Origin of the sequence: Nocardiopsis changdeensis (assembly GCF_018316655.1) — a bacterium.
GTDB lineage: Bacteria > Actinomycetota > Actinomycetes > Streptosporangiales > Streptosporangiaceae > Nocardiopsis > Nocardiopsis changdeensis.
Window position 1 is genome coordinate 3,033,824 of sequence record NZ_CP074133.1, and the last position, 24,155, is coordinate 3,057,978.

A 24,155-nucleotide genomic window follows, 5' to 3' on the forward strand; every position below is an offset into this window, starting at 1 on the left:
GTACCGATACCGGTGTGCTCAGCCCAGCCGGCCCAGGACGGTCAGCGCCGCCAGCGCCGCCAGGGCCGCCGCCCCCCACCCCAGGACCGCGGCCGGCCGCGGCCTGGGCCGGGCGCGCAGCAGTTCCACCCCGGTGGGCACCAGCGCGATCGCGAGCCCGGCCACGGCGACCAGCGACAGCGGCGCGGTGCCCTTCAGCACGCCCAGCGGCAGCGCCGCGGTCGCGGCCAGGGCCAGGGCGCGGACCGGCCCCAGGACCCGGGCGCGCAGCGCGCCGAACGCGAGGACGCCCCAGCCGGCCGGGAGGACGAGATTCAGCGTCGAGAACACGTGGAAGGCACCGTAGGTCTCGGAGACGACCCGGGCGGTGGCGGCGGCCCCGACCGCCTCGGCCGACCGGAGGGCCATGTGGTCCGCCCCGGCGTGGAAGACACGGGCGGCCAGCCCGGACACGACCGCGAGCCCGCCCCACAGGCCCCAGGCGGGGGCGCGCTCGGCGACGCGCGCCGCGAGCACCGCCGCGGCGGGCATCAGCAGCAGGAGCGCGGTCCCGGTGAGGGCGTGGGAGGCGGCCATGGCGGCGGGGTGGTGCTCATAGGCGGTGAGCTGCGCGGCGGGGGTGAACGCGGCGGGGAGGCGCAGCAGCATGCCGGCCGCCAGGAGCAGGGGGGCGAGGACCATGCACGCGCCACCCACCCACCGGACCGGGAGGGCGCGGGTCGGAGCGGGCGCGGACGCGGGAGGAGCGGATTCGGGAGGAGTGGCCATGCGCCCCACCCTGCCGGGGGAGCGGCCCCGGGGCGTCGGACCGGGGTCCGGTCCCGGGAGTCCTACCGGGGTAGGAGCTAGCGCGCACGGCCGACGCCGCCCCGGCCCGGCAGGCCCGGCAGGCCTGACCGGGCCTGCCGGGCCGACCGGGCCCGCGCCGCGGCCGGACGCGGCGGGCCCCTCCGGCGGGACGGCCGGACGGGCCTGCCGAGGCTCAGACCGGGGCCTTCCCCGCCTTCTCGGGCTCGGGGTCCCAGCACTGCACGTTGGGCAGGCCCGGCAGCCGGTCCGCGGTGAAGACCGGGTCCAGGCCCTGCCTGCGCTGGTCCGTGTAGTCCTTGAGCAGTTTCAGCGCGACCCCCGCCAGCGGGACGATCGCCGCCAGGTTGACCAGCGCCATGAAGCCCATGGTCGTGTCGGACAGCGTCCACACCAGCTGGATCGAGCCGATGGAGCCCAGGAAGGTCGCCACCAGGAACACCCACTTGTACGCGGTCAGCAGCTTCTCGCTCGGGTTGAGGAAGCCGACGTTGGACTCGCCGTAGTAGTAGTTGCCCAGCACCGAGGTGAAGGCCAGCAGGAAGATGATGACGGTGAGGGCGTGCACCGCCCAGGCGCCCAGGTTCGCGCCCAGGGCGTCCTGGGTCATCGTGGCCCCCAGGTCCTCGCCGTAGGCCGGGTCGGACACCAGGATGATGAAGGCGGTGACCGAGCAGACGACGAGGGTGTCGAAGTAGACGCCCAGGGTCTGCACCAGCCCCTGCTTGACCGGGTGGCTGACGCTCGCCGTCGCGCCCGCGTTGGGCGCCGACCCCAGCCCGGCCTCGTTGGAGAACATCCCGCGGCGCACGCCCTGGATGATCGCCGTGCCCAGCCCGGCGGCGGCGATCTCGCGCAGCCCGAACGCGTGGGTGAACATGAGCGCCAGGACGCCGGGGACCTTCTCGATGTTCATCAGGACGACCGCCACACCCAGCAGCAGGTAGGCGAGGGCCATGAACGGCACCAGCAGCTGGGCGACGTGGGCGATGCGCCGGATGCCGCCGAAGATCACCGCGGCGGTCAGCGCCACCAGGCCCAGCCCGATGGCGGCGGGCAGCCACGGCATGGCGCCGGTGTCCGCGCCCAGTTCCGCGGCGGACCCGGCCAGGGTCGTGGAGATGGTGTTGGCCTGCACGGCGTTGAAGACGAAGCCGAAGGTCACCGTGATGGTGATCGCGAAGACCACGCCCAGCCAGCGCCTGCCGAGCCCGTACTGCATGTAGTAGGCGGGGCCTCCCCGGAAGCCGCCCTGGTAGGGCACCTTCCACAGCTGGGCCAGCGTGGACTCCACGAAGCTGGCCGCGCCGACCAGGAGCGCCATCATCCACATCCATACCACGGCGCCGGGACCGCCCAGGGAGATGGCGGTCGCGACGCCCGCGACGTTTCCGGTGCCGACCCGGGCCGCGGCGGACACCGCGAACGCCTGGAAGGACGAGATGGAGCGCCTGCCGTCGCCGTCCGTCTGTGTGGAGCCGCCCAGCGCTCGGAACATGTCGGGCAGCAGGCGCAGCTGCACCAGCCCCAGGCGGACGGTGAAGTACAGGCTCGCGGCGACCAGCACCACGATGACCAGGGGCCAGAAGAGGTCGTTGTTGAAGGCGCCGATGGCGTCGGTCAGCCCTTGCATGGGAGAGAGGATCACCGTTTCCACAGAGGAGGTCAGTACGAAGGGCCTTTCTCGCCCGATTCGCCCGCATCAAACACGGAGCGACCGACAGGACACCTCCTGTCACGTAATCGTTGCCCGACCGTGGTGGCATCGGGACCCGTGCGCGTCGCCGGACCCGGGTGCCCCTGTGTCCGATGGGGCGCGAGTGCCACCCGAACACCCATGGGACGCTGTACGGTCGGAGCGGACGGTCCGGAGTCCCGCCCCCCGGCGGAGCCGGGCCCCACGCCCGCGACGACGAGGACCACGGTGAACGACAACGACCGGTACGGGGACGCGGCGCCCGCGCGGGTGACCGCCGCGCAGGTGGAGGAGGCGGCCGCCCGCCTCGCCGACGTCATCGCGCCCACCCCGCTCCAGCGCAACGAGCGCCTCTCCGCGCGCTACGGCCTGGACGTGCGGCTCAAACGCGAGGACCTCAACGCCGTCCGCTCCTACAAGGGGCGCGGCGCCCTCAACTTCGTGCGCTCGCTCGACCCCGCGCGCCGGGAGCTGGGCGTGGTCTGTGCGAGCGCGGGCAACCACGCCCAGGGGGTGGCGTTCGCGTGCGCCTCGCTGGGCATCCGGGCGCGCATCCACCTGCCCAGGACCACCCCGCGCCAGAAGCGCGAGCGGGTGACCGCGCTGGGCGGGGGGAGCGTGAGCGTCATCGTCGCCGGGGACACCTACGACGACGCCGCTGCGGCCGCCCGGGCCGACGCCGAGGTGCTGGGGATGACCCTGCTGCCCGCCTTCGACGACCCGCGCACCATCGCCGGGCAGGGCACCGTGGTCAAGGAGGCCGTGGAGCAGCTCGGCCGGGCCCCCGACGCCGTCGTGGTGCCGGTGGGCGGCGGCGGGCTCCTGGCGGGGACGCTCACCTGGCTGCGCGTGCACCACCCGCGGGTCCGGGTGATCGGCGCCGAGCCGGAGGGGGCCGCGAGCATGGCGGCCGCCCTGTGCGCGGGGCGGCCGGTGGACCTGGACCACCTCGACCCGTTCGTGGACGGCGCCGCCGTGCGCCGGGTCGGCCGCATCACCCACGCGGTGGCGGCCGAGCGCCCGCCGCACCTGGTCGCCGTGCCCGAGGGGCGCATCTGCCGGGAGATGCTCGACCTGTACCAGACCGACGGCATCATCAGCGAACCCGCGGGCGCGCTCGCCTCCGCCGCGCTGGACCTGGACGTCGACCTCCCGGAGGGCGCGACGGTCGTGTGCGTGCTCTCCGGCGGGAACAACGACGTGAGCCGGTACGCCGAGATCGTCGAGCGGGCGCTGGTCCACGAGGGGCGCAAGCACTACTTCCTGGTGGACTTCCCCCAGGAGCCGGGCGCGCTGCGCCGCTTCCTCGACGACATCCTGGGACCGGACGACGACATCACCCGGTTCGAGTACGTCAAGCGCAACAACCGCGAGACCGGCCCCGCCCTAGTGGGCGTGGAGCTGGGGGCGCCGGAGGACCTGGAGCCCATGCTCAAGCGCATGGAGGCCGCCCCGCACCGCATCGAGCGGGTCCGCCCGGACAGCCCCCTCTTCGGTTTCCTGGTCTGACCCCGTGCACGACCGCGCCGTGGAACTGACCGAACCGTGCACGGCCTGCGGCGGAGCCCGCACCGGCTGGGCGGGTCAGTCCGTCGAGGACGGCCGCCTGCACTGGACGCTCGAATGGCTCTGTGCCTGCGGTCAGGTCTGCGCCCGGGGCAGATCCGTCGTGCGGTCAGCCGCCGGGGAGGAGGTCGGGGCGGACGGCGCGGAACGCGCGGACGAGCTCGCCGTGCCGGGCCCGATTCGGCTTGATCCGCACCTTCTCGCGCTCCAGGCCGACCCAGTGCGGCAGGTCGACGCCGTACAGGGGCTCGCGGGTCACCACGTCGACGGAGAACTGCGGCTTCCGACCCGAAGCCTGGTGGTCGATCCCCACGTCCTGGCTCACGCCGAGCACCTCCGACCAGGGGATGCGGGCGCGCACACCCGCGAACGAGCCCTTCGGCTCCTGCACCAGGGTGATGCCCTCATCGTCCAGTTCGACGCCCTGCACGGTCGTGTAGCGCGGTGTTCTCCGCAACAGCGGGCGGCTGACCAGCGCGAAGAAGACGGTGAGGAACAGCATCACGCCCGCGCCTCCGTACTCCCCGTTCACCGCCGAGACCACGGTCAGCACGGCCAGCCCGAGCGCGAAGTAGACGCAGACCACGGTCGTCACCAGCCAGCCGGCGGCCTGCTGCCACCGCATGTCCACCCGCCGCACGCCGGCCCCGGCGGGCCCGGGGGCCGCCTCCGGCGCGGACTCCGCGGCGGCCGCCGACTTCACCGCCTCAGGCGCCGCCGACCGGGCCCGCCCCGCCCCGGCGGGGCGCCAGACCCCGATCTCCTTCTCGACGCGGCTCAGCAGGTCATCGCCCAGGGTGACGACGATCCGGGGCCGCGAGGCCGTCGTCCCCTTCCAGTTCCTCCCGGCGGGGACGAGCGTCGCCCACCGCACCACGGGCTCGGACACCCCGTCCCCCCGCTTCAGGTGGATCTCCAGGGTGCGCCCGGGGGCGGACCCCTTGCTCACGCTCCGGGTGACCAGGTGCACGTCCCGCCAGGGGACGAACACCGTGCCGCCGCGCGCCCATGACCGGCGTTCACGCACGAGGCCGATGCCCCGGTCGCCGACCTCCACGCCCTGCTCCGCCAGGTGGCGCGGGCCGGTCAGCACCAGCGCCAGGAGCGGGACGAGCAGCAGGGCGCCCAGGACCCCGAACACCACCAGGTCTCCGGACGGGTCCTCGACGTTGCCCCTGACGTACGCGGCGTAACGGGCGCCGGCGCCGAGCCCCACGGGCAACAGCAGGATCAGGCCGAAACCGATCCAGCTGCCGATCCAGTACTGCACCTGGTCTTTGCGCACGTCCACCCGGCCGGAGCCGGGCGCGGGGGAGGAGGCGGGCATGGGGGTCCTGTCCTGAGGCGGGGTGACAAGCCGACCGTACCGGGAACCACCGGTCGGATGTGCGCCCGAACCGTCCGCACCGGATGCCCCGGCGCCCGCCCCACCCGGACGAGCCCGTCGGCCGGGCACAACACGGCGGCCCGGCCGCTAGCACGGGTCGGTCGGGATCACCGAGAGGGCGTCGTCGCTCACGTCCGCCCCTCCTCCTTCGCGGCGAGAAACCCGTCCAGGAGCCGGAACAGCGTGGCGACGGCGTGTTCCTCCTCTTCGCGAGTCAGGTCCCTGAGGCGTTCCTCGTCGGGGAAGGCGATCCTGCGCGCCTGGCCCCACCAGCCGGTGACGCCGCGCGGGGTCCCCCGTGCCTCGATCCACGCGTCGAACCCGCCCAGCACGGATCTCCCGCAACGTTGCGCGTGACTCTCGTACCCGTGGAGGAAGGCGACCGCCAGTTCGAAGGACGTCCTTCCGGTGTACATGCCGGGTCGTTTCCCCACCAGCGCCAGGAACTCCCGGTCGCTCAAAGCCGTGACGTCGAACAAGGAACCGCACCTCTCACACCGTGGCCGATGCGCGGCACCCTAGCCCCCTCAGGGGACCCGGAAAACCGCTGGTCCGCTGTCCTGTTTATCCCCTCTGCTCGAAGTTGGCGGAGGCCTTCGTGTGAAGGGTGGAGGCTTGGCCTCACCGTCCTGAGACGCCCGGAAAAGCACCGATAGGTGCCCCGTGCCGGTGTAGGTTCTCTAATTCTGTCCGGGCACGGGCACGGATACCTTCGAATTCCCGTATCCGAACGCTCCTCACGACGCGTTGAACCTGGTGCGGCAGCCTGTGGCGTGCGGCGAGCGAAAGTGCTTCGTCGTACAGGGCATGTGCACTGGTGAGGTCTCCCGCCGCTGACAGCGCGTCGGCCGAGGTGACCGCCTCGATGGCCGCCCACTGAGGGGCCGGGGCCTCTCCTGGTCCCGGGCGTGACTGGGCCAGCTTCGCTGCAGCAGCGGTGCGCCCGGTTTCCAGCAGCCCCCTCATGCGCACCTCGCGCAGGGAGAAGGAGGTGAAGAGGATTCCGCTCGGCCCTGCTTCATCCATCAACCGCTCGGAGGCGGCCACGGAGCCATCATGCAGTTCCGTGTTTCCCTGTTCGCCTGCCGCGCGGGCGAGCAGGATCAGGGTCTGTCCGCGTTCCTGCGTCTCATGGGAGAGTTCGGCGGCCTCGGTCAGTCGCGCGATGGCGGCACCGTGGCGGCCTGCCTTTCTCAGCTCATTGCCGTGCATGCGTAGGGTGTGGCCGAGGAAGGAGCTGTTGTCCAGGTGGCGGGCCAAGCGCATGGCCTGCCCTGTCCAGTAGGCGGCCAAGTACAGCCTTTCCTCCGCCAGGACGTGACCCAGCGACGTTCCCAGCGTCGCGCGTGCCCGCGCCAGCAGGGATGCGGTCCCATGGTCGACAAGCCCTTCCTTGAGCCGAGCCTCCAACCGTGCCACCAGGGGCCACAGCTCCTCGACTGCTTCGGCTGCGCGTCCGGCCTGCCGGGCTATCTCCGCGAGCCGTACGGTCGACTCCCCGAACTGTAGGGCCGCAAGGAAGTCCGCGTCTTCCTCGGTGCTGATCCCCAAGGCGTGGGGAGGGATCGACAGAACCCGACTGATGTGCGCCAAGCCCTGGCGGTCGCCGATGGTGCGCTGGCGACGCTCCAGAAGGGAGATATAGGAGGGGTCGTAGCCCAACAGCTCACCCATCGCCGCCTGGGACAGTCCTGTCAACCTGCGGTAGCAGCGAAGGATCACCGCGAGTTCACGGCTTTCCAGGGCCTGGCGTGCTTCGGGCAGCAACCAGAGCCAGCGCGCCGCCGGCCTGGCGCTCATGCGCGCGATCGGGAGAACCAGTCCAGCACCGAGCGCTTGTAACCCTCTGGCATCGGCAGGCCGGGGACCTCGGCCTCGGTGAACAGGCCCGCCTCCTTGTGCTCGCTGGAGACCACGACCGGCGCCCGGGAGTCCACGCGGCACCCGTAGGTGACGATGAAGACGTGCCGGTCGACCTGGGTGATGTGATAGATCCACGAGTCGAGGACGGCGGACACCTCGACCGGCCAGCCCGTCTCCTCCTCGATCTCCCGGGCCAGGCACTCCTCGGGGGTCTCTCCGATCTCGATCTTGCCGCCGGGCAGTTCCCACTCATCGCGCTCGTTGCGCAGCAGCAGTACCCGGTCGTCACGGATCACCACCCCCTTGACGGAGACGGGGAACATACGCGGAACGTAGGGGGTGTCCGACACGGGAGGGCTCGCTTTCGAAGGCGTACGGGCTCGACGCTAGCGAAACTAGCATCGGGCCGCCCGGTTTTCGGTGGACACCGCCTTGACGGATTGTCACTGGACCTTCCCGAAGCCGGTCCGTGAAGCTGAGCGGTGTGGACGAGACGACACTCCCTCCGGCCGTCGACGACGGCTCCCTCCTCATCCGGTACCTTGTCGACCTGCACGGCTCCGACTTCCAACGGCGCCTGTGGTCCGCCCTCTCCGGAGACGGCCTGGCCACCTTCACGGGAATCCTTGACCGAAGCGCGTTCGCGCGTCTGGCCCGAGGCCTGGCGGCCCTTTACCCCCACCCCGACGCGGACCCTGACGGGCTTACCCTGCTGCATGCCCGAGAGAGTGGGGAAACGCTCGGAAAGCGCGGGTTCAGCGACGCGGAGCTTCTTCCGCACACGGAGCGGTCGTGCACGACGGTTCCTCCGCACCTGCTCATGCTCGTGTGCCTGACGCCTGGACTCCACGGCGGAGAGACCCTTCTCATCGACGGTCGCTCCGTGGCCGAGGACCTCGCTCGGACCGAACCGGAGTCATGGCGTGTGCTGTCGGGTCCGCGTACCGCCTATTTCGGGGGAGCAGCCGGCCATGCCGGATCGATCTTCGAACCTCTCAGTTCCGGAAGGTGGATGATCCGTCTGCGCCTGGACGAACTCGTCCGCTTCGCACCCCAGACCCTGCCCCATGTGGCGATTCTGAGGAAGGTCATAGGCAGGCACACGAAGACTCTGCTTCTAGAGCCGGGACAGGGATTCATCCTCGACAACACCCGCTGGCTCCACGGCCGCCGCTCCTTCCAAGGGCCGCGCACGATGCTGCGGGCCCTGGGAGAACTGCGTGAAGGTCTCTCCCCGGAACGCGGCTTCCCCGTACTTCTTACCGACCTCGAACGCACGACCGGAAAAGGGTGGACATGACGAAGATCGTCAAGCAGAGCGCCCGCGCCCTCCTGTTCGACGAGCACCGGCGGCTGGTGCTCATCAAGCGCACCAAACCCGGGCAGGAGCCTTACTGGGTCTCCGTGGGCGGCGGGCTGGAGCCGGAGGACGCCGACGCAGAGGCCGCGCTGCACCGCGAGGTGTCCGAGGAGTTGGGTGGGAAGATCGACCGGGTCCGCCAGGTCCTGCTCATCACCGACGACCTTCCCGGAGGCGTGGGCCTTCAACATGTCTTCGTCGCCCGGCTGCTCTCCGCTGACCTGGGGCAGCGTACCGGGGCCGAGTTCACCGAACCCGGCCGCGGCACCTACGAGGTGGTCGCCGTTCCCGCCACCCGTGACACTCTCGCGGACATTCGCCTCCTGCCGCCCCGGCTCGCCGACTTCCTCCAAGCGAACCTCCACGGCCTCCTCGCCCTGGTGAACCAGGGCGACGAAACCTGACCGGGATGGGACGCGATGACCGGATTCGTCAGTCTCAACGGCCCCGACAACAGCGGCAAGTCGACGCAGGTGCGCATGCTCGCCGACGGTTGGGAGGGGTTCTGCGACCTGGGCCCCGTCCACCGGCACGATCCGGTTCCCTGGTCCCGGGTGTCGGGTCAGGACTACGCCGCCTGGTGGTTCGCCACCTCCACCACGGAGGAACTGACCGCCATGCTGTTCGCCGGCCACGCCAAGCGGGCACGGGCGCTGCCTCCGGGAAGGACCGGGCTCCTCGACCGCGGCTGGTACATGCTGCTCGCCACAGCGATCGCCACCTGCGCCGTCAAGGAGTCGGTATCGGTCGAGGGCGCCTGGCACCGCGTCAGGGCCCTCGTCGGCGCTGAGGAGCCTGAACCGTGCGAGCTCCCGGTCCTGCTGCTGCCCTCGACCGATACCGAACGCAGCATCGCCATCGCTCGGCGCCGCGACCACAGCCCGTGGACCGGGACCTACCTCGACTACCAGATGCACCTGCACCGCGTACTTCTGCGCATGGCGCACCAGGACGTGTTCGTCGAAGTCGTGTCCGACGACCTCCTCAACGCCGACGAGACACACGTGCGCATCCGCCGGGCCCTCCTCGCCCGAGGGATCGGCGCCCCCGCGAACCGCTGACCGTGAAGGACGGACCACCCCCGTGACCCCTCCCTGCCTCTTTCTCGACGAACCCCTCGAACCCCTGACCGGCCGACTCCCTCCCAAGGAACGCGAACGCCTCCGGGAAGTGGCGGCCCGGCTGCACCACACGAACCACCTGCTGTGGACGGCCGAGGACACGGTCCGGGGCAGCACACTCGACACGTCCCGGGTCGCCGACGGCAAACGCACCATCGACCGGCTCAACATGGACCGTGCCCGCCACACCGAGCGCCTGGACGAAGTGATCGCCGCGGCCTGTCCGCCCTGCGACGGGACCGTACCGCTGCACACCGAATCCATCGGCTCCGTGGTCGACCGGCTGTCGGTGTCGGTCCTTCGGCTGCACCACACGCGGCTGGCGGCGGGCGACGACCCCGGCGTCCGGGCACGCCTGGCCGGGGTGGAAACACAGCTCCAGGAGGTGGGCGAAGCGCTCCGACTCCTTGCCGAGGACGTCTCGGCCGGTCGACGGCGGCTCCCCCAGGGGGCGAGGTTCAAGCTCTACGGCACCACCGTGCGCACCCGGACACGTCCGGTGCCGAGCTCCCACCTGCCACGGGTCATCGCACTGGGCGGCCTGAGCGAGTGCGGCAAGACCACCTCCGGGATCTTCCTGAACCGGGACGAGGGCGCCGCACGGTTCAAGATCGGCTACCTCCTCACCCAGGCCGCCGCCCGCCAGGGCCTGGCCGCCCCCTACGTCCTCTCACCGCAACGGCAGGCCGAACTCCTCCTGGAAGAACTGAACCGGTTCGCGGACGCCCACCGGGACATCCGCCTGATCACCATCGAATCCGTGCACAGGGCCGAGTCGATCGCGGCTCTCAAGGAGATGATGGGCGAACTCCTCCACGTGGTCTACATCGACGCTTCCCGTCCGCTGAGGCTGGCACGGTCGGGAGGGGACGAGCGGGCGCTGGAGGAGAAGGACCGGGTCAAGACCGGACGGGGCGCGGACCGGATTCCGGCCGATGCGGTCCTGGACAACTCCGGCAGCGTGATCCGGCTGCACAGCAGGTTGCGCCACCTGGCCGGGCCTGCGGTCGGTGCTCGGTTCAAGCTCCTTCCTCCCCAAGAGCTGGCCCTGCCTCCGGCGGTTCGGGAGGCGACATCGCGGCTCACCGATGCGCTGTCGGCCCTTCCCGACGACCGGTGCCTGGCCGCGTTGACCGGCAGCGCGGCCCACGGCGGTTGGAGGCAGGGGTGGTCCGACATCGACCTGCTCGTGTTCTCCGAGGAAGGACACGGTGAGGAGGTGAAACGGGCGGTCGAGGTCTACCGGGCCGCCCTTCTGGCCCAGAACGGTATCCACCTGGGGGCGACGCTCCTGCCCCTCGCCGAAGCACAGGCCCGCCGTCTTCCCAATCGGGTGCTCGCGGCGCTGGTCATGCTCCAGGAAGGCGCTCCCGCCCTCCTTGCCGGCCCAGGGCTGAGGCTCCCGGTGATCTCACGGGCAGAAGTGGAACGAGCGACTCCCGCCGCCCTGGCCGACGTGGTCGCCACCACCCGGCGACTGCGCCACGACCCCGGCCGGGGACGGATCCGTCCCCTGTACAAGCACGTGGCCCTGATCTGCCGACTCCTGCTCAGAGAACAGGCGGTCTGGGTGGACGGAGGCGACGCCGTCACCGAAGCACAGAGGCTGCTGCCCGACCTCGGATCCCTCGGTCTTCCGCCCGTGGACGAGGTCATAGCCGCCCACCGCGAGGGGGTGGACCGGCACCGGGTGCTCGGAGCGATCGAGGCGGCCGCCGACCGGCTGCTCGCCTGGCACCGACGACAGTGCGCCGCCTGAACGCGACCAGGAGAGGAAAGACATGGAAGCCGTGACCGAGGAAACCGGATTCCACGCCGAGATCGTTCCCCGGCTGGACGCCGGGCCCGGAAGCCGCCCCGAGCGGGTACTCCACGCCCTGGACGGTACCCGCTCCGCTGTACCGCCTGCCCGCCTCACCGATGCCGGACAGCTCCTGTGGGAGTCCCTGCGACACAGGCTGCCCTCAGCCGTGCGCGCCGACGCGGTCCTGGGCCTGGACGCGGGCGGGATCGTGCCCGCGCTGGCCCTCAGCCTGGCGTCGGGGCTGCCCTACAAGCTCGCGTGGAAGGTGCGCGTCCCGCTTCCTGGAGCCGTGCACTTCGTCGAGGGCCACGCCAACCGGCCGAACGTGTTCGCCTACGGCATCACCCCGGGGCAGAGTTACCTCTTGGCCGACGACGAGGTGACGACCGGCGTCACCCTGGTCAACCTCGTCCAGGCCCTGCGCGCGCAGGGAGCGCACCCGCTGGCCGCGGTCTGCCTGGCCGAGGACACCTGGTACAACGCCAGATCCGTCATCGAGGAACTCGGCATCCCCCTGGTCTCCCTCACCCGGATCGGGCAGGAGCGATGAGCCCGCCGGTGCGTCGCCACTGGGGTGGGACCGTCTACACACCAGGGCAGGTGCGCAGTGAACCCCTCGGCTACGACCGGGAAGCGCTTCCTGCCGGCCGGTCGCTGCCCGAACCCCCGGACCATCTCCTTCGGCGAGCCGTGGAACGGTGCGGTCAGGTCGTGGTGGCCTTCCAGAGCAAACTGGGGGACTCGCTCCTCGCCTTCGGGGCGGTCGCGGCGGTCACGGACGCCCTCGCCCTCAACGGCCGGACCGTTCCCCTCCGCACGGTGGGCCGGTACGGGCGGCTCTACCCGGTGACACCCTCGGCTCCTTGTCCATGGCGTTCCTCGTTCCGGTTGATCCTCGGTGACGAATCCGGTGTGGCACTGGCACAGCCCACCGGAGAAGACCACGTACTGATCTGCCGCCCGGAGAGAGCCCGCTGTTTCCACGACGGCCGACACGCCCACCCCTTCCTCCCCGCCCGCTACTACCTGGAGGTGGAGCGGCGCGTCGGTGCCCGTCTGCCCGGCGAGCCGCCGTTCCTGACGCCCCTGTCCCGGGACGGCGGAGCCCCGGCCGGGGGAGGGCTGACGGTCGCCGCCGTCATCGCCACCAGCCGCCCCGACCGCAAGGACTACGGAGCCGAGCGCTTCGCCGCCGCCGCTCGGATCATCGGTGAGCGAACCGGGCGCCGCGTACGGCTCCTTCTCATTCCCGGACGTGAGGAGAGGGCTCCCCGACCACTGGAAGCCGCTGATGGTTTCGAAGTGGAGTGGGCGGCGGACATCCCGTTGGAGGAGCTGGCCACACTGTTCGCCCGGTGCGACGTCGTCCTGGGCAACGACACCGGCCTCACCCACCTGGCCGCGCTCAGCTCGGCCAGAGCCGAGGTCGTCGGCCTGTACGGAAGGCATTCCCACAGCAAGTGGCGGACCGGATTGAGCCGCCACCATGCCCTGGCCACACCCTTCTCCGAGCACATGCACCGCCGGGACCTGTGTCCCGTGCGCGACAGCCTGGACGAAAGGGACGCGCCGCGGTCTCCGCTGTCCTCGATACCTCCGGCCACCGTGGCGGAAACCGCCGTCCTCGCCCTGGATCGAGGAACTCCGTGAACACTCCGGCGTTCTTCCCGCGGATCGGACGGCCGCTGAAGCACACCCGAAACCGGCTCTACCCGATCGACACCCCGAGGCGAAGCCTCATCGCCAAATGCATGCCCGACCACGGCGAGGCCCGCGCGGAGGCGGCAGGTCACCGGCTCCTGCGCGAGTGGTACCCGGTGCCCGCCCTGCACCACCACATCCGGCTCCCGGGACGCTCGGTCCTGGTGTACGACAGGCTGCCCGGCGGTCCTGACCGCGGGCTCCTCCTCGACCTGCTCAACACCCCCGATGACGGAGACCACGCCGCCCTGGAGGCCTACATGGGGGAGCTGACAGCCGCCTACGCAGGGGTTTTCGCGAAGACCGCCGAACTGACCCCACCGGAGGCCGTCGTCGGGAAGCTGTACCGGGACCGCGCCGCGCCGGGCGGACGGCTCGACCGCTACTACGCCGGACGTGACCTGCCGCTGACCGACACCGAGACCGGGCCGAAGGCGAGCGACCTGGCCCGGACGGGCCTGTACGTCAACGGACGCCACTACAGGCTCGACTGGGAGGGAACACGCACCTGGCTGCGCAACGCGTTCGACGCCCCCGTCTGGAGCGCGATCAGCCAGGGGGACCCGACCGACGTCAACCTCGCGGCGCCCCTGGCCTGGCTCGACTACGACACCGCCGGACGCAACGCCATCGCGGGAGAGATCGCCGATTTCAGCTTCCACACGGCCGTTCTCGGAGGCTGGCTGGTCCCCCTCCTCAACCCGGAGGCGTTCGTCCGGCACCCCGCCACCTTCGACCGCGTGCCCGCGAACACACCACGGATCAGCGCACGCCTGCGTGAGGGCGTACTCCACATCCGCTTCACCGACCGACTCTCCGCCACACGGCGGCTCGCTCTGGACCGCTATTGGGAACTGTTCGTCCGCCCGATCGCGGCCCGGTACTTTCCCGGGGAGTCCCTGGCCCAGGCCCTCCGCCCCTACTTGGCGATGCGCATCATCGGCGTCTTCGACCTCGCCCGTATGACCTTGGAACAGCGGTTGTACCTGCTGGCCAAACTCGCCCTGTGCGCGACTCCCGACTTCTCCCCGCAGCGCTTCTTCGACCTGGAGGAGTCCTCATGCCCTACTCCTTGAACGGCCGTCTGGCCCTGGTCACCGGAGCCACCGGCGGCATCGGCTCGGCCATTGTCCGCGCTCTCGTCGCCAACGGGGCCCGAGTCGCTCTGGCCCACTTCAACGACCCCCACGGCGCCGAGCACCTCGCTCAGGAGATCGCCGTCCGAGGGGGAGCAGCCGAAGCCTTCGACGCGGACCTGCGCTCGCCCGCCGCGCCGGCGGAGCTCTACGCGCGCGTCCATGACCGGATGGGGCCGCCGGACGTCATCGTCACGGCGGCCGGCGACTACCCCCGCACCCCGCATGCGGACCTCACGCAGGGGCGCTGGTCTGAGTGCCTTGCCCTCAACCTGACCGCCCACCACCTGCTCGCCCAGGCCGCTGCTCCAGGGATGATCTCCCAGGGGCACGGCCGTCTCATCGGCATCGGCAGTGTGCTCGCGGCCGCGGGCAGACACGACCTCGCCGACTACATCGCGGCCAAGGCCGGACTCGAAGGCCTCACCCGTGCCCTCGCGCGCGAATACGGTCAGCACGGGGTCACCGTGAACTGCGTGGCTCCAGGGTCCATCCGCGTACCCGCTGAAGAGCAGGTCGTTCCCGACCCCGAAGCCATGGAGAAGCGGCAACTGGCCCGGCAGTGCGTCCGCCGCCGCGGCCGACCGGAGGAGGTCGCCTCCGCCGTCGTCTTCCTCGCCAGCGAGGAGGCCGGATTCATCACCGGCCAGACCCTGCGAGTCGACGGAGGATGGGTCCTTGGCTGATATCCACTTCATCCGCCACGCCCACTACACCGGGCACAGGTCGGGGTACCACGCACCCGACGACGCCGAACCGTCCCCCGAGGGGCGTCGGACTGCGATCGCCGCGGCCGGGGCGCTGCCCGCGGTCGCCGGTATCGTGTCCAGCCCCTTGCCGCGTGCACTACAGACGGCCGGGCTTCTCGCCGAACACTCCGGAACGCCCTTGCTGGACGTGCTCCCCGAACTCCGAGAGTGGCGCAGTCCGACCACGGTCCAAGGAATCTCTCCCGCCGACCTCCCCGAGGACTACGCCGCGTGGCGGGGGAGGCGTGCTCTCGATCCGACCAGCCGTTACGGGGACGGAGAATCAGAACGCGAGCTGACCGAGCGGGCCGAGAGAGCCGCTGAGCGTCTCAACGCCCTCGCCTCCGAATACGGACCCGTCCTCGTCGTCTCCCACAAGATGCTCCTGCGCGCTCTGGACCGTTCCGAGGTCTCGGTGTTCGACCCGAACCACTGGGATGAGTGGAGTTTCCTGGAACTCCGCACAGCCGAGGAGATGGAGATCTGGTCCGGTCACCGGAGGAGGACTACATGGCGGACGACGTACGCACCATCACCCAGGAGCAGCGGCGGCACGCGGAATTGATCTGGGAGTACCACCGCATGCACCACCGGGTGCGGCGGTGCGATGCGGCGATCGCCTTGGGCTGCAACGACATCGGTGTCGCCTCCTACGCCGCCGAGCTCTACCTTGCCGGGTACTTTCCCACCCTGGTGTTCACCGGAGCCAACAGCCCCGAGACCGCGGAGATCTTCCCGTGCGGGGAGGCGGTGCACTTCCTCGAGCGGGCACTCGAACTCGGGGTCCCCGACACCGCGGTGCTGGTGGAGCCGGAGGCGGCGAACACCGGGCAGAACATCGCCCGATCACCCCGCCCGATCACCCCGCCCCCGACGGGGCGGTGCCGCTCGCGGCGGCACCGCCCCGGGGACCGGACGCGGCCTCAGCCCCGGGTACACACGGCGACCGCACCCACCTCGAAGATCACTTCGTCAGGAGCTCCAACCGCGACTGCACCCCGATCCCCGGGAGCGGACCACCTGTCGAGGGATCCGCGATCACGGCCGATGGCGGAAACCGATGCGCATCAGTCGGCTGTCGGCCCAGTCTTCGAGCCGGGTCGGCCGGATGGTGCCGGGGTCGTGGGGCTGGTTGAGATCCGCGACGATCTCCGCCAGCACGGTCCGGCGTTCCGCCGGGTCGGTGACGGGCGTGGCCCAGGCGGGCAGATCCGCCCGGACCCCGTTCTTGAGGTGGAAGGTGAAGGCGGGGTCGGCGAGAAGGTTCGCATACCAGTCGGTGGCGGCCCCGCCGGCGCCGCTGCACAGGTAGGTGGCGCCCGCCGCCCGGTAGAAGAAGATCTCGATGCGGCGTGCCCGGCCGGTGCGGCGTCCCAGCGTCGTGATGTCGACGATCCGTTCCGCGGTGCCTGCGGCGGGGGTGATCTCGATGGCTCGCCGGATGTGTTCGGGCAGGTGGGCCAAGGACGCGTCCTGTGCGGGGCCGTTCGACCCTGTCGTCTCCGGAGCGCTCATGCGGCGTCGGCCTGAAGGGCGGGGCCGAGGAGGAGCCCACCGTCGATGACGTACTCCGACCCGGTGATGAACGACGCGTCCGATGACGCGAGGAACAGGAGGAGCCGGGTGACGTCGGTCGGCTCCCCGAGTCGGGGGATGGCGAACGGCTCGGGTGAGTAGAAGTCGGCGATCGCCGCGGTGGCGCCGACTGCCGGTTCTTGGATGAAGGGGGTCGCGATCACGCCGGGGTGGATGGTGTTCACACGGATGCGGTCTCGGCCGAGCTCGAGCGCCGCCGTTCGGGTGAGGCCTCGCACGGCCCACTTGCCGGCGACGTACGGCGCGTAGTGCACCGTGCCGCCCAGGCCCATGGTCGAGCCGATGTTGACGATGACTCCCCCTGCTGCGCGGCGCAGAGCGGGGGCGGTGGCCTTGATGCCGAGGAAGGTCCCGGTGAGGTTGATGTCGAGGATGCGCGACCACGTGGCCCGGTCCGTCTTTTCGATCGGTGCCGGCGGGTTCTGGACGCCCGCGTTGTTGACGAGCACGTTCAGGGCGCCGAAGGCGCTCTCGGCGGCCAGCACCGCGGCGGACCACGAGTTCTCGTCGGTGACGTCGAGGTGGGTGAAGCGGGCGCGGGGCCCGAGCCGGTCGGCGAGGGCGGCGCCGCGTTCTGCGTCGATGTCGCCGATCACCACGTTCGCTCCCTCTGCGTGGAAGGCGCGTACGTGGCTCGATCCCTGGCCACCGGTCCCGCCGGTCACGAGCACGGTCTGGTCGTCGAAGCGGTGCATCGGATGTTCCTTCGGTACGCGGGTGACCGGCCGGGGTCATCGGTGATGAACGACGGCCGGTGGTGAGCCCATCGACTCACCACTGTCCGACACTAGATCGGAGCCAGAGGTGAGTCAAGCCACTCGCCTCGTATAATCGATCCATGAGCAGAGCCGTGACGACGTACCATCAGCGCATCGCCCAGGAGAAGCGCGCGCTGATCCTGACGGCCGCGACCGCACTGTTCCTCGAACTGGGCTACGACCGGACGTCGCTGGCGCGGATCGCGGAACGCTCGGGCGTTTCGCGGGCCACCCTGTTCAAGCAGTTCCCGAGCAAGGCGGCCCTGTTCGACGCCATGGTCACCGAGTCCTGGTCGATCGCCGAGGAGGAGGACCCCCCGCCGGCAGGCGACATCGTCGCCGGGCTCGGCGTCATCGGCCACCGCTACGCCGAGCTGTTGGGCCGCGCCCGGATGACCGACCTGTTCCGAATCGTCATCGCCGAGCTGCCGCGATTCCCCGAACTCGCCAATGCGCAGTTCTCGCACGGGAAGATGCCCTACTTCGAGTCCGTGCGCGGCTACCTGCTGGCCGAGCACGAGGCGGGAACGGTGCGGGTCGATGACGTGGACCTCGCAGCGACCCAGTTCCTGGGCATGATCTCCAACTACGTCTTCTGGCCGACACTCCTGGTGCCGGGCTGGGAGGTGAGCGCCGAACGCGCCGCTCAGGTGGTCGAGGAGGCCGTCCGCACCACCGCCGCCCGGTACGCCGTGACCGGAGCAGAGCCGGCGGCCAGCGGCTGAGTCCCACCGCCACAAGGGGCCGCTGCCCGAGCAGGCGAGGCCGTCGACCCCAAGGACGTTCGCGGGGTGCCCCCGGAACGGACACCGAAGGAGAAGGAAGGGGAGCGCCGATGTGTCGCCCCGACCTGCCGGCCGCAGTGTGGCGGTCTCCGAAGGGATCCGGGTGCCGGCGCTCACCTGGCACAGGCGATCATCCCGACCTTCGACCGGCGAGTCGGTACCGCTCGCAGCGGTGCCGCCTCACCGCCCTGCGGGGAGGGGCGGAAAACCGCCGGTCACCGGGGTGCGCCCCGTATTCACCCACCCCGGATGTGCGTTCCCGGCCGGAGCCTGACAGGCTTCCACCACCGTGCGCCCGGGTGGGAAGCGCAGCCCCACCGGCCAACGACACCCACCCGGCGCACGCCGTCCCGGGCGCCCGGCGGGGCGGCGCGGCCGCCGCCCCGCCCCGCGGACCGGGCGCGGTCTCAACTCCGGGGGCGCACGGCGACCGCGTCCACCTCGAAGAGCATCCCCGGCAGCGCCAGCCCGGCCACGCCGAGCAGCGTCTGCGTGGGCGGGCGGTCGCCCCAGGTCCGCGCGATGCGCGCGGTGAGCACGCCCAGGCGGTCGAGGTCGAGCCCCACCACGTAGGTGCCGAGCCGCACCACGTCGCGCGGCGCGACCCCGGCGGCCTCCAGGGCGGTCTCCAGGTTCGCGAAGGACCGCTCCACCTGCTCGGCGAAACCGTCGGAGGCGACCCCTCCCTCCGCGTCGGAGGCGTACTGCCCCGCGACGAACACGAACTCCTCCGTACGCGCCAGGTGGCTGTAGCCGAAACCGGTCGGGTCGTGCAGGGCGGCGGGGTTGAGGACGGTGTGGCCCATGGTTCTCTTCTCTCTCGTTCGTCTCTTACAGTTCGTCGTCGTTCTCGTCGGCGGGTCGGTCGCACGGCGGCGCCGCGCGGGGGAGCGGGAAGGCCACCAGGACCAGTGCCGCCACCAGCAGCGCTCCCGCCAGCAGGAGCGCCCCGTTCGGCCCCGCCGCGTCCAGCGCCAGCCCGCCGCCCAGCGCCCCCAGGGCGATCGCGGCGTTGAAGGCCGCCACGAACAGCGAGGTCGCGCCCTCGGCCCGCTCCGGCGCGGCCCGCAGCATCCAGGTCTGGAGGCCGACCGACACGCCCCCGTAGGCCAGTCCCCACAGGCCGACCGCGAGCGCCCCCGTCCACGGTCCGCCGACCGCCGAGAGCAGGAGCACGGTCAGCGCGAGCGCCCCGGCGACGCCTCCCAGCACCCCGCGGACGCTCCGGCCGACCAGCACCCCCGCCAGGAGGTTCCCGGCCAGCCCCGCCGTCCCGAACAGCAGCAGCGTCCAGCCGACCGCCGCGGCGTCCATCCCCGCCTGTCCGTGCAGCAGCGGGCGGACGAACGTGTAGGCCGTGAAGTGCCCGGCCACCAGAAGCAGCGTCAGCACCACCCCGATCCGCACCCCGCCACCCCGGAGCAGGCCGCCCAGGTCGGCCGGCCGCAGCGACCGCTCGACGGGCAGCGGGGGCACGAGGGCGAGCACCCCCGCCAGGGCCACGAGCCCCAGCAGCCCGGCCGCCCCGAACAGCGGCCGCCACCCGTACGCCTCGGCCAGCAGCGTCCCCAGCGGCACCCCGACCACCGAGGCGGCCGAGACCCCGCTGAAGACCACCGCCGTGGCCGCGCCCACCCGGCGGGCCGGGACCAGCCGCGGCGCCAGCCCTCCGGCGACGGCCCAGAACCCGCCGATCGCCGCGCCGATCGCGACCCGCGCGGCCAGTACGGCGGCCAGGTCCTGCCCCACAGCGGTGACCAGGTTCCCCGCGGCCAGTAGGGCCAGCAGCCCGGCCAGGACGAGCCGCCGGTCGATCCGGCCCGCGATGGTCGCGGTGAGCGGCGCGGCCGCCGCCGCGACGACGCCCGGCACGGTGACCGCCAGTCCCGCCCGGGCCTCCTCCACTCCCAGGTCCGCGGCCATCGGGGTGAGCAGCCCGACGGGCAGCAGCTCGGTCGTCATCAGCGCGAAGATGCCCAGGGCCACGGCCGCCACGGCGGACCACCCCCGGGCCCCGCCCAGAGCCGTCCGGGTGGCGGACGCGGCGGCCCCGGCCTCCGGTGCGGCGGCCCGCCGGCTCATCGCGGCCTCCGGTCAAAGAGTTCCCGGATATTTGATATCGATAATTGGTGCACGGTGAGTCCTCCGTCGTGAGGGGGTGGTGGGGGCCGCTCGGGGCTAGCGGAGCGCCTCGCGGGTGGCCGGAGCCGCCGCCGGGTCCCGCTGTTCGACGGTGCGGCGGATGTCGGCGATGGTCTGCCCGGCCAGTTCCGCGCGCCAGGCGAGCTCCGCCCTGCGCATGGCCTGGGAGACCGTGCAGGTCCGCCGGTAGTCGACGTCCGGTCGGCCGCCCGGCCCGTCCTTGAGGATCTGGCGGCAGCGGAACGCGTCCTCGGGGCCCTCGATCGCGGTGACGACGTCCAGCAGCGTGATGTCGCCCGGATCGCGGGCGAGCCGGAAGCCGCCGCGCGGCCCCGTCGTGGAGATGAGGACGCCCGCCCGGGCCAGCGCCTGGAGGTGCTTGGCCAGGTAGGCCGTGGGCAGGGCGAAGACCTCCGCCAGCCGTGCGGCGGGGACCGCCTCACCCGGGTCGGTCCAGGAGAGGTTGACGCAGGTGTGCAGCGCCCACTCGACTCCCTCACTCATCTTCATGATCCCGGATGTTATATGTCCTGAATAGGTCGTGGCAACACCCGGGCCCCGGAGGCGGCACCCGCTCCTCGTGCCCGGCGGGCGCCCGCCGCCCCGCGCCGGCACCCGCCGTCCGCCGCCCCGTACAGGCGGACGGCCCCGCCCCCACCCGCCGCGGCCACTCTCGCCGCGCGGGTGGGGACGGGGCGGCCACGGGCCCGCAGGGTCCCTCGGACACCCGGGGCCCGGGCCGCTCGGGCCCCGAGCGGCCCGGGCCCCCAGGCCCCTCAGGCCCCTCAGGCCCCTCGAGCCTCGCAGACCCCTCAGAGCCCCCAGACCCCCGGGACTACTCCTTGGGCCGGTTGTCGATGATCCGGCGGAACTTGCCCACCGACCGCTCGATCTGCTCCGGGTCCACCACGTCCACCGTCACGCTCACCCCGACCCGGTCCTTCACGGTCGCGGTGATCTCCCGGGCCAGCGCCGCGCGCCGGTCGGCCGCGCAGTCCGGCGCCGCCTCGATCCGCACCGCCATGCGGTCCAGGCGGCCCTCCTTGGTGAGCACCAGCTGGAAGTGCGGCGCCAGCCCGTCCAGGCCCAGCACGATCTCCTCGATCTGGGTCGGGAACACGTTCACCCCGCGCAGGATGATCATGTCGTCGCTGCGCCCCGTCACCTTGTCCATCCGCCGCATCGGCCGGGCGGTGCCCGGGCGCAGCGTGGTCAGGTCGCGGGTGCGGTACCGGATGACCGGCATGGCCTGCTTGGTGAGCGAGGTGAACACCAGCTCGCCGTTCTCGCCGTCGGGCAGCACGTCCTGCGTGACGGGGTCGAGCACCTCCGGGTAGAAGTGGTCCTCCCAGATGTGCAGCCCGTCCTTGGTTTCCACGCACTCGTTGGCCACGCCCGGCCCCATGACCTCCGACAGCCCGTAGATGTCCACGGCGTGGATGTCGAACCGCTCCTCGATCTCCGAGCGCATCTTCTCGGTCCACGGCTCGGCGCCGAAGATGCCGATCCTCAGGGACGTGCTGCGCGGGTCGATGCCCTGGCGCTCGAACTCGTCCATGAGCGTCAGCATGTAGCTCGGGGTGACCATGATGATCTCGGGCCGGAAGTCCTGGATCAGCTGCACCTGCTTGGCGGTCTGCCCGCCCGAGGCCGGGATCACCGTGCAGCCGAGCTTCTCGGCGCCGTAGTGCGCGCCCAGGCCGCCCGTGAACAGCCCGTACCCGTACGAGACGTGCACCTTGTGCCCCGGGCGCCCGCCCGCGGCGCGGATGGAGCGGGCCACCACGGTCGCCCAGGTGTCGATGTCCTCGCGGGTGTAGCCCACCACGGTCGGCTTGCCGGTGGTGCCGCTGGAGGCGTGGACGCGGGCCACCTTCTCCTGCGGGACGGCGAACATGCCGAACGGGTAGTTGTCCCGCAGGTCGGCCTTGGTGGTGTGCGGGAAGTGCCGTAGGTCGGACAGCTCCCGCAGGTCCGCGGGGGTCACGCCCGCCTCGTCGAACTTCTTCCGGTACAGCGGCACGTTGGTGTAGGCGTGCTCCAGGGTCCACTTGAGCCGTTCGAGCTGGAGCGCCCGCAGCTCGTCGACACTCATGCGCTCGGCCGGGTCCAGGATCTCGGGGGAGGGGGCTTCTCCGAGACGCGGGGTGGTACCGGTGACACCGGTCGACCGCCGGATGGTGTCGTGGCTCGCCATATGAGACTCTCCGTGTGCGAGTGCGCGGTGGGCCGCCGGGCCGGAGCCCGGGAGGGTGGTGCGACGAGTGCGCCGCGCGTTCGAGGTGGGTGCCGGCCCGCTACGGGGCGGGCCGACTTGCTTACTGACCGAACGTTCGGTTACTAATGCATTAAGTCAGTCTCCGAGACCTGTGTCAAGGAGACCTGTCGATCAGTTCACTGTCGACGGTGGCGCAGGCCACCGTCAACCTTCATGGGAGGCCGTTCGTGAGCGACGTCTATGTGGTCGACGGGGTCCGCACCCCGCAGGGTCGGTACGGCGGCGCCCTCGCCGCGGTCCGCCCCGACGATCTGGCCGCCACGGCCATCGCCGAGGCGGTCCGCCGCGCCGGCGTCCCCGGGGACGCGATCGACGAGGTGATCCTGGGCGCCGCCAACCAGGCCGGCGAGGACAACCGCAACGTCGCCCGCATGGCCGCCCTGCTGGCCGGGCTGGACCCGAGCGTCCCCGGCTACACCGTCAACCGCCTGTGCGCCAGCGGCCTGACCGCCGTCTCCTCCGCCGCCCAGGCCATCCGCGCGGGCGAGGCCGACGTGGTCGTCGCCGGAGGCGTGGAGTCCATGACCCGCGCCCCCTGGGTGATGGCCAAGCCCGGCACCCCCTGGGCCAAGCCCGGCGAGGTCGCCGACACCTCCCTGGGGTGGCGCTTCACCAACCCGCGCTTCGCCGCCCACGACGCCGACGCCCCCGCCGACGCGGCCCCCGGCGACCTGCGCTACACCCTGTCCATGGGCGAGACCGCCGAGGAGGTCGCCGTCCTGGAGGGCATCACCCGCGAGGAGTCCGACGCCTTCGCCCTGGGCAGCCACCGCAAGGCGGTCGCCGCCGCCGCGGCGGGCCGGTTCGACCGGGAGATCGTCCCCGTCACGGTCACCGGCCGCAAGGGCGCCACCCACGAGGTCACCGCCGACGAGGGCCCCCGCCCCGACACCGACGAGGCCACCCTCGCCAAGCTGCGCCCGGTGTTCCGCAAGGGCGGCATCGTCACCGCGGGCAACTCCTCCTCCCTGTCCGACGGCGCCTCCGCCCTCGTGCTGGCCTCCGCCGCCGCCGTCGAGCGCCACGGCCTCACCCCGCGCGCCCGCGTGGTGGCCTCCGCCTCGGCCGGGGTCCCCCCGCAGATCATGGGCCTGGGCCCGGTGCCCGCCACACAGAAGGCGCTGGCCCGCGCGGGCTGGACCCTGGACCAGGTCGGCTCGGTCGAGCTCAACGAGGCCTTCGCCGCCCAGTCCCTCGGTGTCATCCGGCAGCTCAAGCTGGACGCCGAACGCGTCAACGCCGACGGCGGCGCCATCGCCCTGGGCCACCCGCTGGGCAGCTCCGGCGCCCGCATCCTGGTCACCCTCCTCAACCGCATGGAGCGCGAGGGCACCGACCGGGGCCTGGCCACCCTGTGCGTGGGCGTGGGCCAGGGCGCCGCGCTCCTGGTCGAGCGGGTCTGAGGG

24 protein-coding genes and 1 pseudogene are annotated in these 24,155 nt (G+C 71.8%); 13 read left to right on the forward strand and 12 right to left on the reverse strand.

Annotated elements, in window-relative coordinates:
• Positions 1-18: 18 nt before the first annotated feature.
• Both KGD84_RS13560 and KGD84_RS13565 read right to left on the reverse strand, forming a co-directional pair.
• Positions 19-681 carry a hypothetical protein gene (locus KGD84_RS13560; protein ID WP_220560691.1) on the reverse strand — a complete coding sequence of 221 codons (663 nt, stop codon included), beginning with the start codon at positions 679-681 and terminating at the stop codon, positions 19-21.
• Positions 682-982: 301 nt separating this feature from the next.
• Positions 983-2,440 carry an alanine/glycine:cation symporter family protein gene (locus KGD84_RS13565; protein ID WP_220560692.1) on the reverse strand — a complete coding sequence of 486 codons (1,458 nt, stop codon included), beginning with the start codon at positions 2,438-2,440 and terminating at the stop codon, positions 983-985.
• A gap of 291 nt (positions 2,441-2,731) precedes the next feature.
• On the opposite strand from KGD84_RS13565, the gene ilvA reads away from it, so the two are divergent.
• A complete protein-coding gene (ilvA, locus tag KGD84_RS13570) occupies positions 2,732-4,012 on the forward strand; it encodes a threonine ammonia-lyase IlvA (protein WP_255647230.1) in 1,281 nt (426 codons plus the stop codon).
• 166 nt (positions 4,013-4,178) lie between these two features.
• On the opposite strand, the gene KGD84_RS13575 is transcribed toward ilvA, so the two are convergent.
• The 4 genes from KGD84_RS13575 to KGD84_RS13590 all read right to left on the reverse strand — a co-directional run bounded on the left by KGD84_RS13575 (position 4,179) and on the right by KGD84_RS13590 (position 7,642).
• Positions 4,179-5,396, reverse strand: a complete 1,218-nt coding sequence (locus KGD84_RS13575; protein ID WP_220560694.1) for a hypothetical protein — start codon at positions 5,394-5,396, stop codon at positions 4,179-4,181.
• 188 nt (positions 5,397-5,584) lie between these two features.
• Positions 5,585-5,935: a hypothetical protein gene (locus tag KGD84_RS13580; protein ID WP_220560695.1), complete on the reverse strand. Its 351-nt coding sequence runs from the start codon at positions 5,933-5,935 to the stop codon at positions 5,585-5,587.
• Positions 5,936-6,077: 142 nt separating this feature from the next.
• Entirely contained in the window at positions 6,078-7,256 is a 1,179-nt protein-coding gene (locus KGD84_RS13585) for a helix-turn-helix domain-containing protein (RefSeq protein ID WP_220560697.1), read from the reverse strand.
• Positions 7,253-7,642, reverse strand: a complete 390-nt coding sequence (locus KGD84_RS13590; protein WP_255646515.1) for an NUDIX hydrolase — start codon at positions 7,640-7,642, stop codon at positions 7,253-7,255. Before KGD84_RS13590 ends, KGD84_RS13585 begins: the two co-directional genes overlap by 4 nt.
• A gap of 161 nt (positions 7,643-7,803) precedes the next feature.
• On the opposite strand from KGD84_RS13590, the gene KGD84_RS13595 reads away from it, so the two are divergent.
• The 10 genes and pseudogenes from KGD84_RS13595 to KGD84_RS13640 form a co-directional block, all read left to right on the forward strand.
• The gene (locus tag KGD84_RS13595; RefSeq protein WP_220560699.1) at positions 7,804-8,619 is read left to right on the forward strand and encodes a TauD/TfdA family dioxygenase; all 816 of its coding nucleotides are present in this window, start codon (positions 7,804-7,806) and stop codon (positions 8,617-8,619) included.
• The gene (locus tag KGD84_RS13600) at positions 8,616-9,083 is read left to right on the forward strand and encodes an NUDIX hydrolase (RefSeq protein WP_220560700.1); all 468 of its coding nucleotides are present in this window, start codon (positions 8,616-8,618) and stop codon (positions 9,081-9,083) included. Before KGD84_RS13595 ends, KGD84_RS13600 begins: the two co-directional genes overlap by 4 nt.
• Positions 9,084-9,098: 15 nt before the next feature.
• Positions 9,099-9,740, forward strand: coding sequence for a hypothetical protein (locus KGD84_RS13605; protein WP_220560701.1), 642 nt, complete (start codon positions 9,099-9,101; stop codon positions 9,738-9,740).
• A gap of 22 nt (positions 9,741-9,762) precedes the next feature.
• Positions 9,763-11,559 (forward strand): DUF4254 domain-containing protein, encoded by a 1,797-nt coding sequence (locus KGD84_RS13610; RefSeq protein WP_220560702.1) that lies wholly within the window; start codon positions 9,763-9,765, stop codon positions 11,557-11,559.
• A gap of 22 nt (positions 11,560-11,581) precedes the next feature.
• Positions 11,582-12,154, forward strand: a complete 573-nt coding sequence (locus KGD84_RS13615) for a phosphoribosyltransferase (protein WP_220560703.1) — start codon at positions 11,582-11,584, stop codon at positions 12,152-12,154.
• A gap of 140 nt (positions 12,155-12,294) precedes the next feature.
• The gene (locus tag KGD84_RS13620) at positions 12,295-13,254 is read left to right on the forward strand and encodes a glycosyltransferase family 9 protein (RefSeq protein WP_255646516.1); all 960 of its coding nucleotides are present in this window, start codon (positions 12,295-12,297) and stop codon (positions 13,252-13,254) included.
• Positions 13,251-14,381 carry a hypothetical protein gene (locus tag KGD84_RS13625; RefSeq protein ID WP_220560706.1) on the forward strand — a complete coding sequence of 377 codons (1,131 nt, stop codon included), beginning with the start codon at positions 13,251-13,253 and terminating at the stop codon, positions 14,379-14,381. The genes KGD84_RS13620 and KGD84_RS13625 overlap by 4 nt, the downstream gene beginning before the upstream one ends.
• Entirely contained in the window at positions 14,366-15,127 is a 762-nt protein-coding gene (locus KGD84_RS13630; RefSeq protein ID WP_220560707.1) for an SDR family NAD(P)-dependent oxidoreductase, read from the forward strand. Before KGD84_RS13625 ends, KGD84_RS13630 begins: the two co-directional genes overlap by 16 nt.
• Positions 15,120-15,755 carry a histidine phosphatase family protein gene (locus tag KGD84_RS13635; protein WP_220560708.1) on the forward strand — a complete coding sequence of 212 codons (636 nt, stop codon included), beginning with the start codon at positions 15,120-15,122 and terminating at the stop codon, positions 15,753-15,755. Before KGD84_RS13630 ends, KGD84_RS13635 begins: the two co-directional genes overlap by 8 nt.
• Before the next feature lie 17 nt (positions 15,756-15,772).
• Positions 15,773-16,027, forward strand: a pseudogene (locus KGD84_RS13640) (YdcF family protein); the annotation flags it as partial.
• A 201-nt stretch (positions 16,028-16,228) separates the two neighbouring features.
• Here KGD84_RS13640 and KGD84_RS13645 read toward each other — a convergent pair.
• Entirely contained in the window at positions 16,229-16,654 is a 426-nt protein-coding gene (locus KGD84_RS13645; protein WP_255646517.1) for a nitroreductase/quinone reductase family protein, read from the reverse strand.
• A gap of 47 nt (positions 16,655-16,701) precedes the next feature.
• Complete coding sequence (locus tag KGD84_RS13650) at positions 16,702-17,481, reverse strand: SDR family oxidoreductase (protein ID WP_220560710.1); 780 nt, start codon at positions 17,479-17,481, stop codon at positions 16,702-16,704.
• A gap of 143 nt (positions 17,482-17,624) precedes the next feature.
• Between KGD84_RS13650 and KGD84_RS13655 the strand changes: the two genes are divergently transcribed.
• Entirely contained in the window at positions 17,625-18,269 is a 645-nt protein-coding gene (locus KGD84_RS13655; RefSeq protein ID WP_255646518.1) for a TetR/AcrR family transcriptional regulator, read from the forward strand.
• Between the two features lie 467 nt (positions 18,270-18,736).
• On the opposite strand, the gene KGD84_RS13660 is transcribed toward KGD84_RS13655, so the two are convergent.
• From KGD84_RS13660 to paaK, 4 genes are all read right to left on the reverse strand, one after another.
• A complete protein-coding gene (locus KGD84_RS13660; RefSeq protein ID WP_220560711.1) occupies positions 18,737-19,135 on the reverse strand; it encodes a RidA family protein in 399 nt (132 codons plus the stop codon).
• A gap of 25 nt (positions 19,136-19,160) precedes the next feature.
• Positions 19,161-20,411, reverse strand: coding sequence for an MFS transporter (locus tag KGD84_RS13665; RefSeq protein WP_255646519.1), 1,251 nt, complete (start codon positions 20,409-20,411; stop codon positions 19,161-19,163).
• Between the two features lie 96 nt (positions 20,412-20,507).
• Positions 20,508-20,981: an RrF2 family transcriptional regulator gene (locus tag KGD84_RS13670; protein WP_220560713.1), complete on the reverse strand. Its 474-nt coding sequence runs from the start codon at positions 20,979-20,981 to the stop codon at positions 20,508-20,510.
• A 325-nt stretch (positions 20,982-21,306) separates the two neighbouring features.
• Positions 21,307-22,668, reverse strand: coding sequence for a phenylacetate--CoA ligase PaaK (gene paaK, locus KGD84_RS13675; RefSeq protein ID WP_220560714.1), 1,362 nt, complete (start codon positions 22,666-22,668; stop codon positions 21,307-21,309).
• Between the two features lie 248 nt (positions 22,669-22,916).
• On the opposite strand from paaK, the gene KGD84_RS13680 reads away from it, so the two are divergent.
• Entirely contained in the window at positions 22,917-24,152 is a 1,236-nt protein-coding gene (locus KGD84_RS13680; RefSeq protein ID WP_220560715.1) for a thiolase family protein, read from the forward strand.
• Positions 24,153-24,155 lie beyond the last annotated feature (3 nt).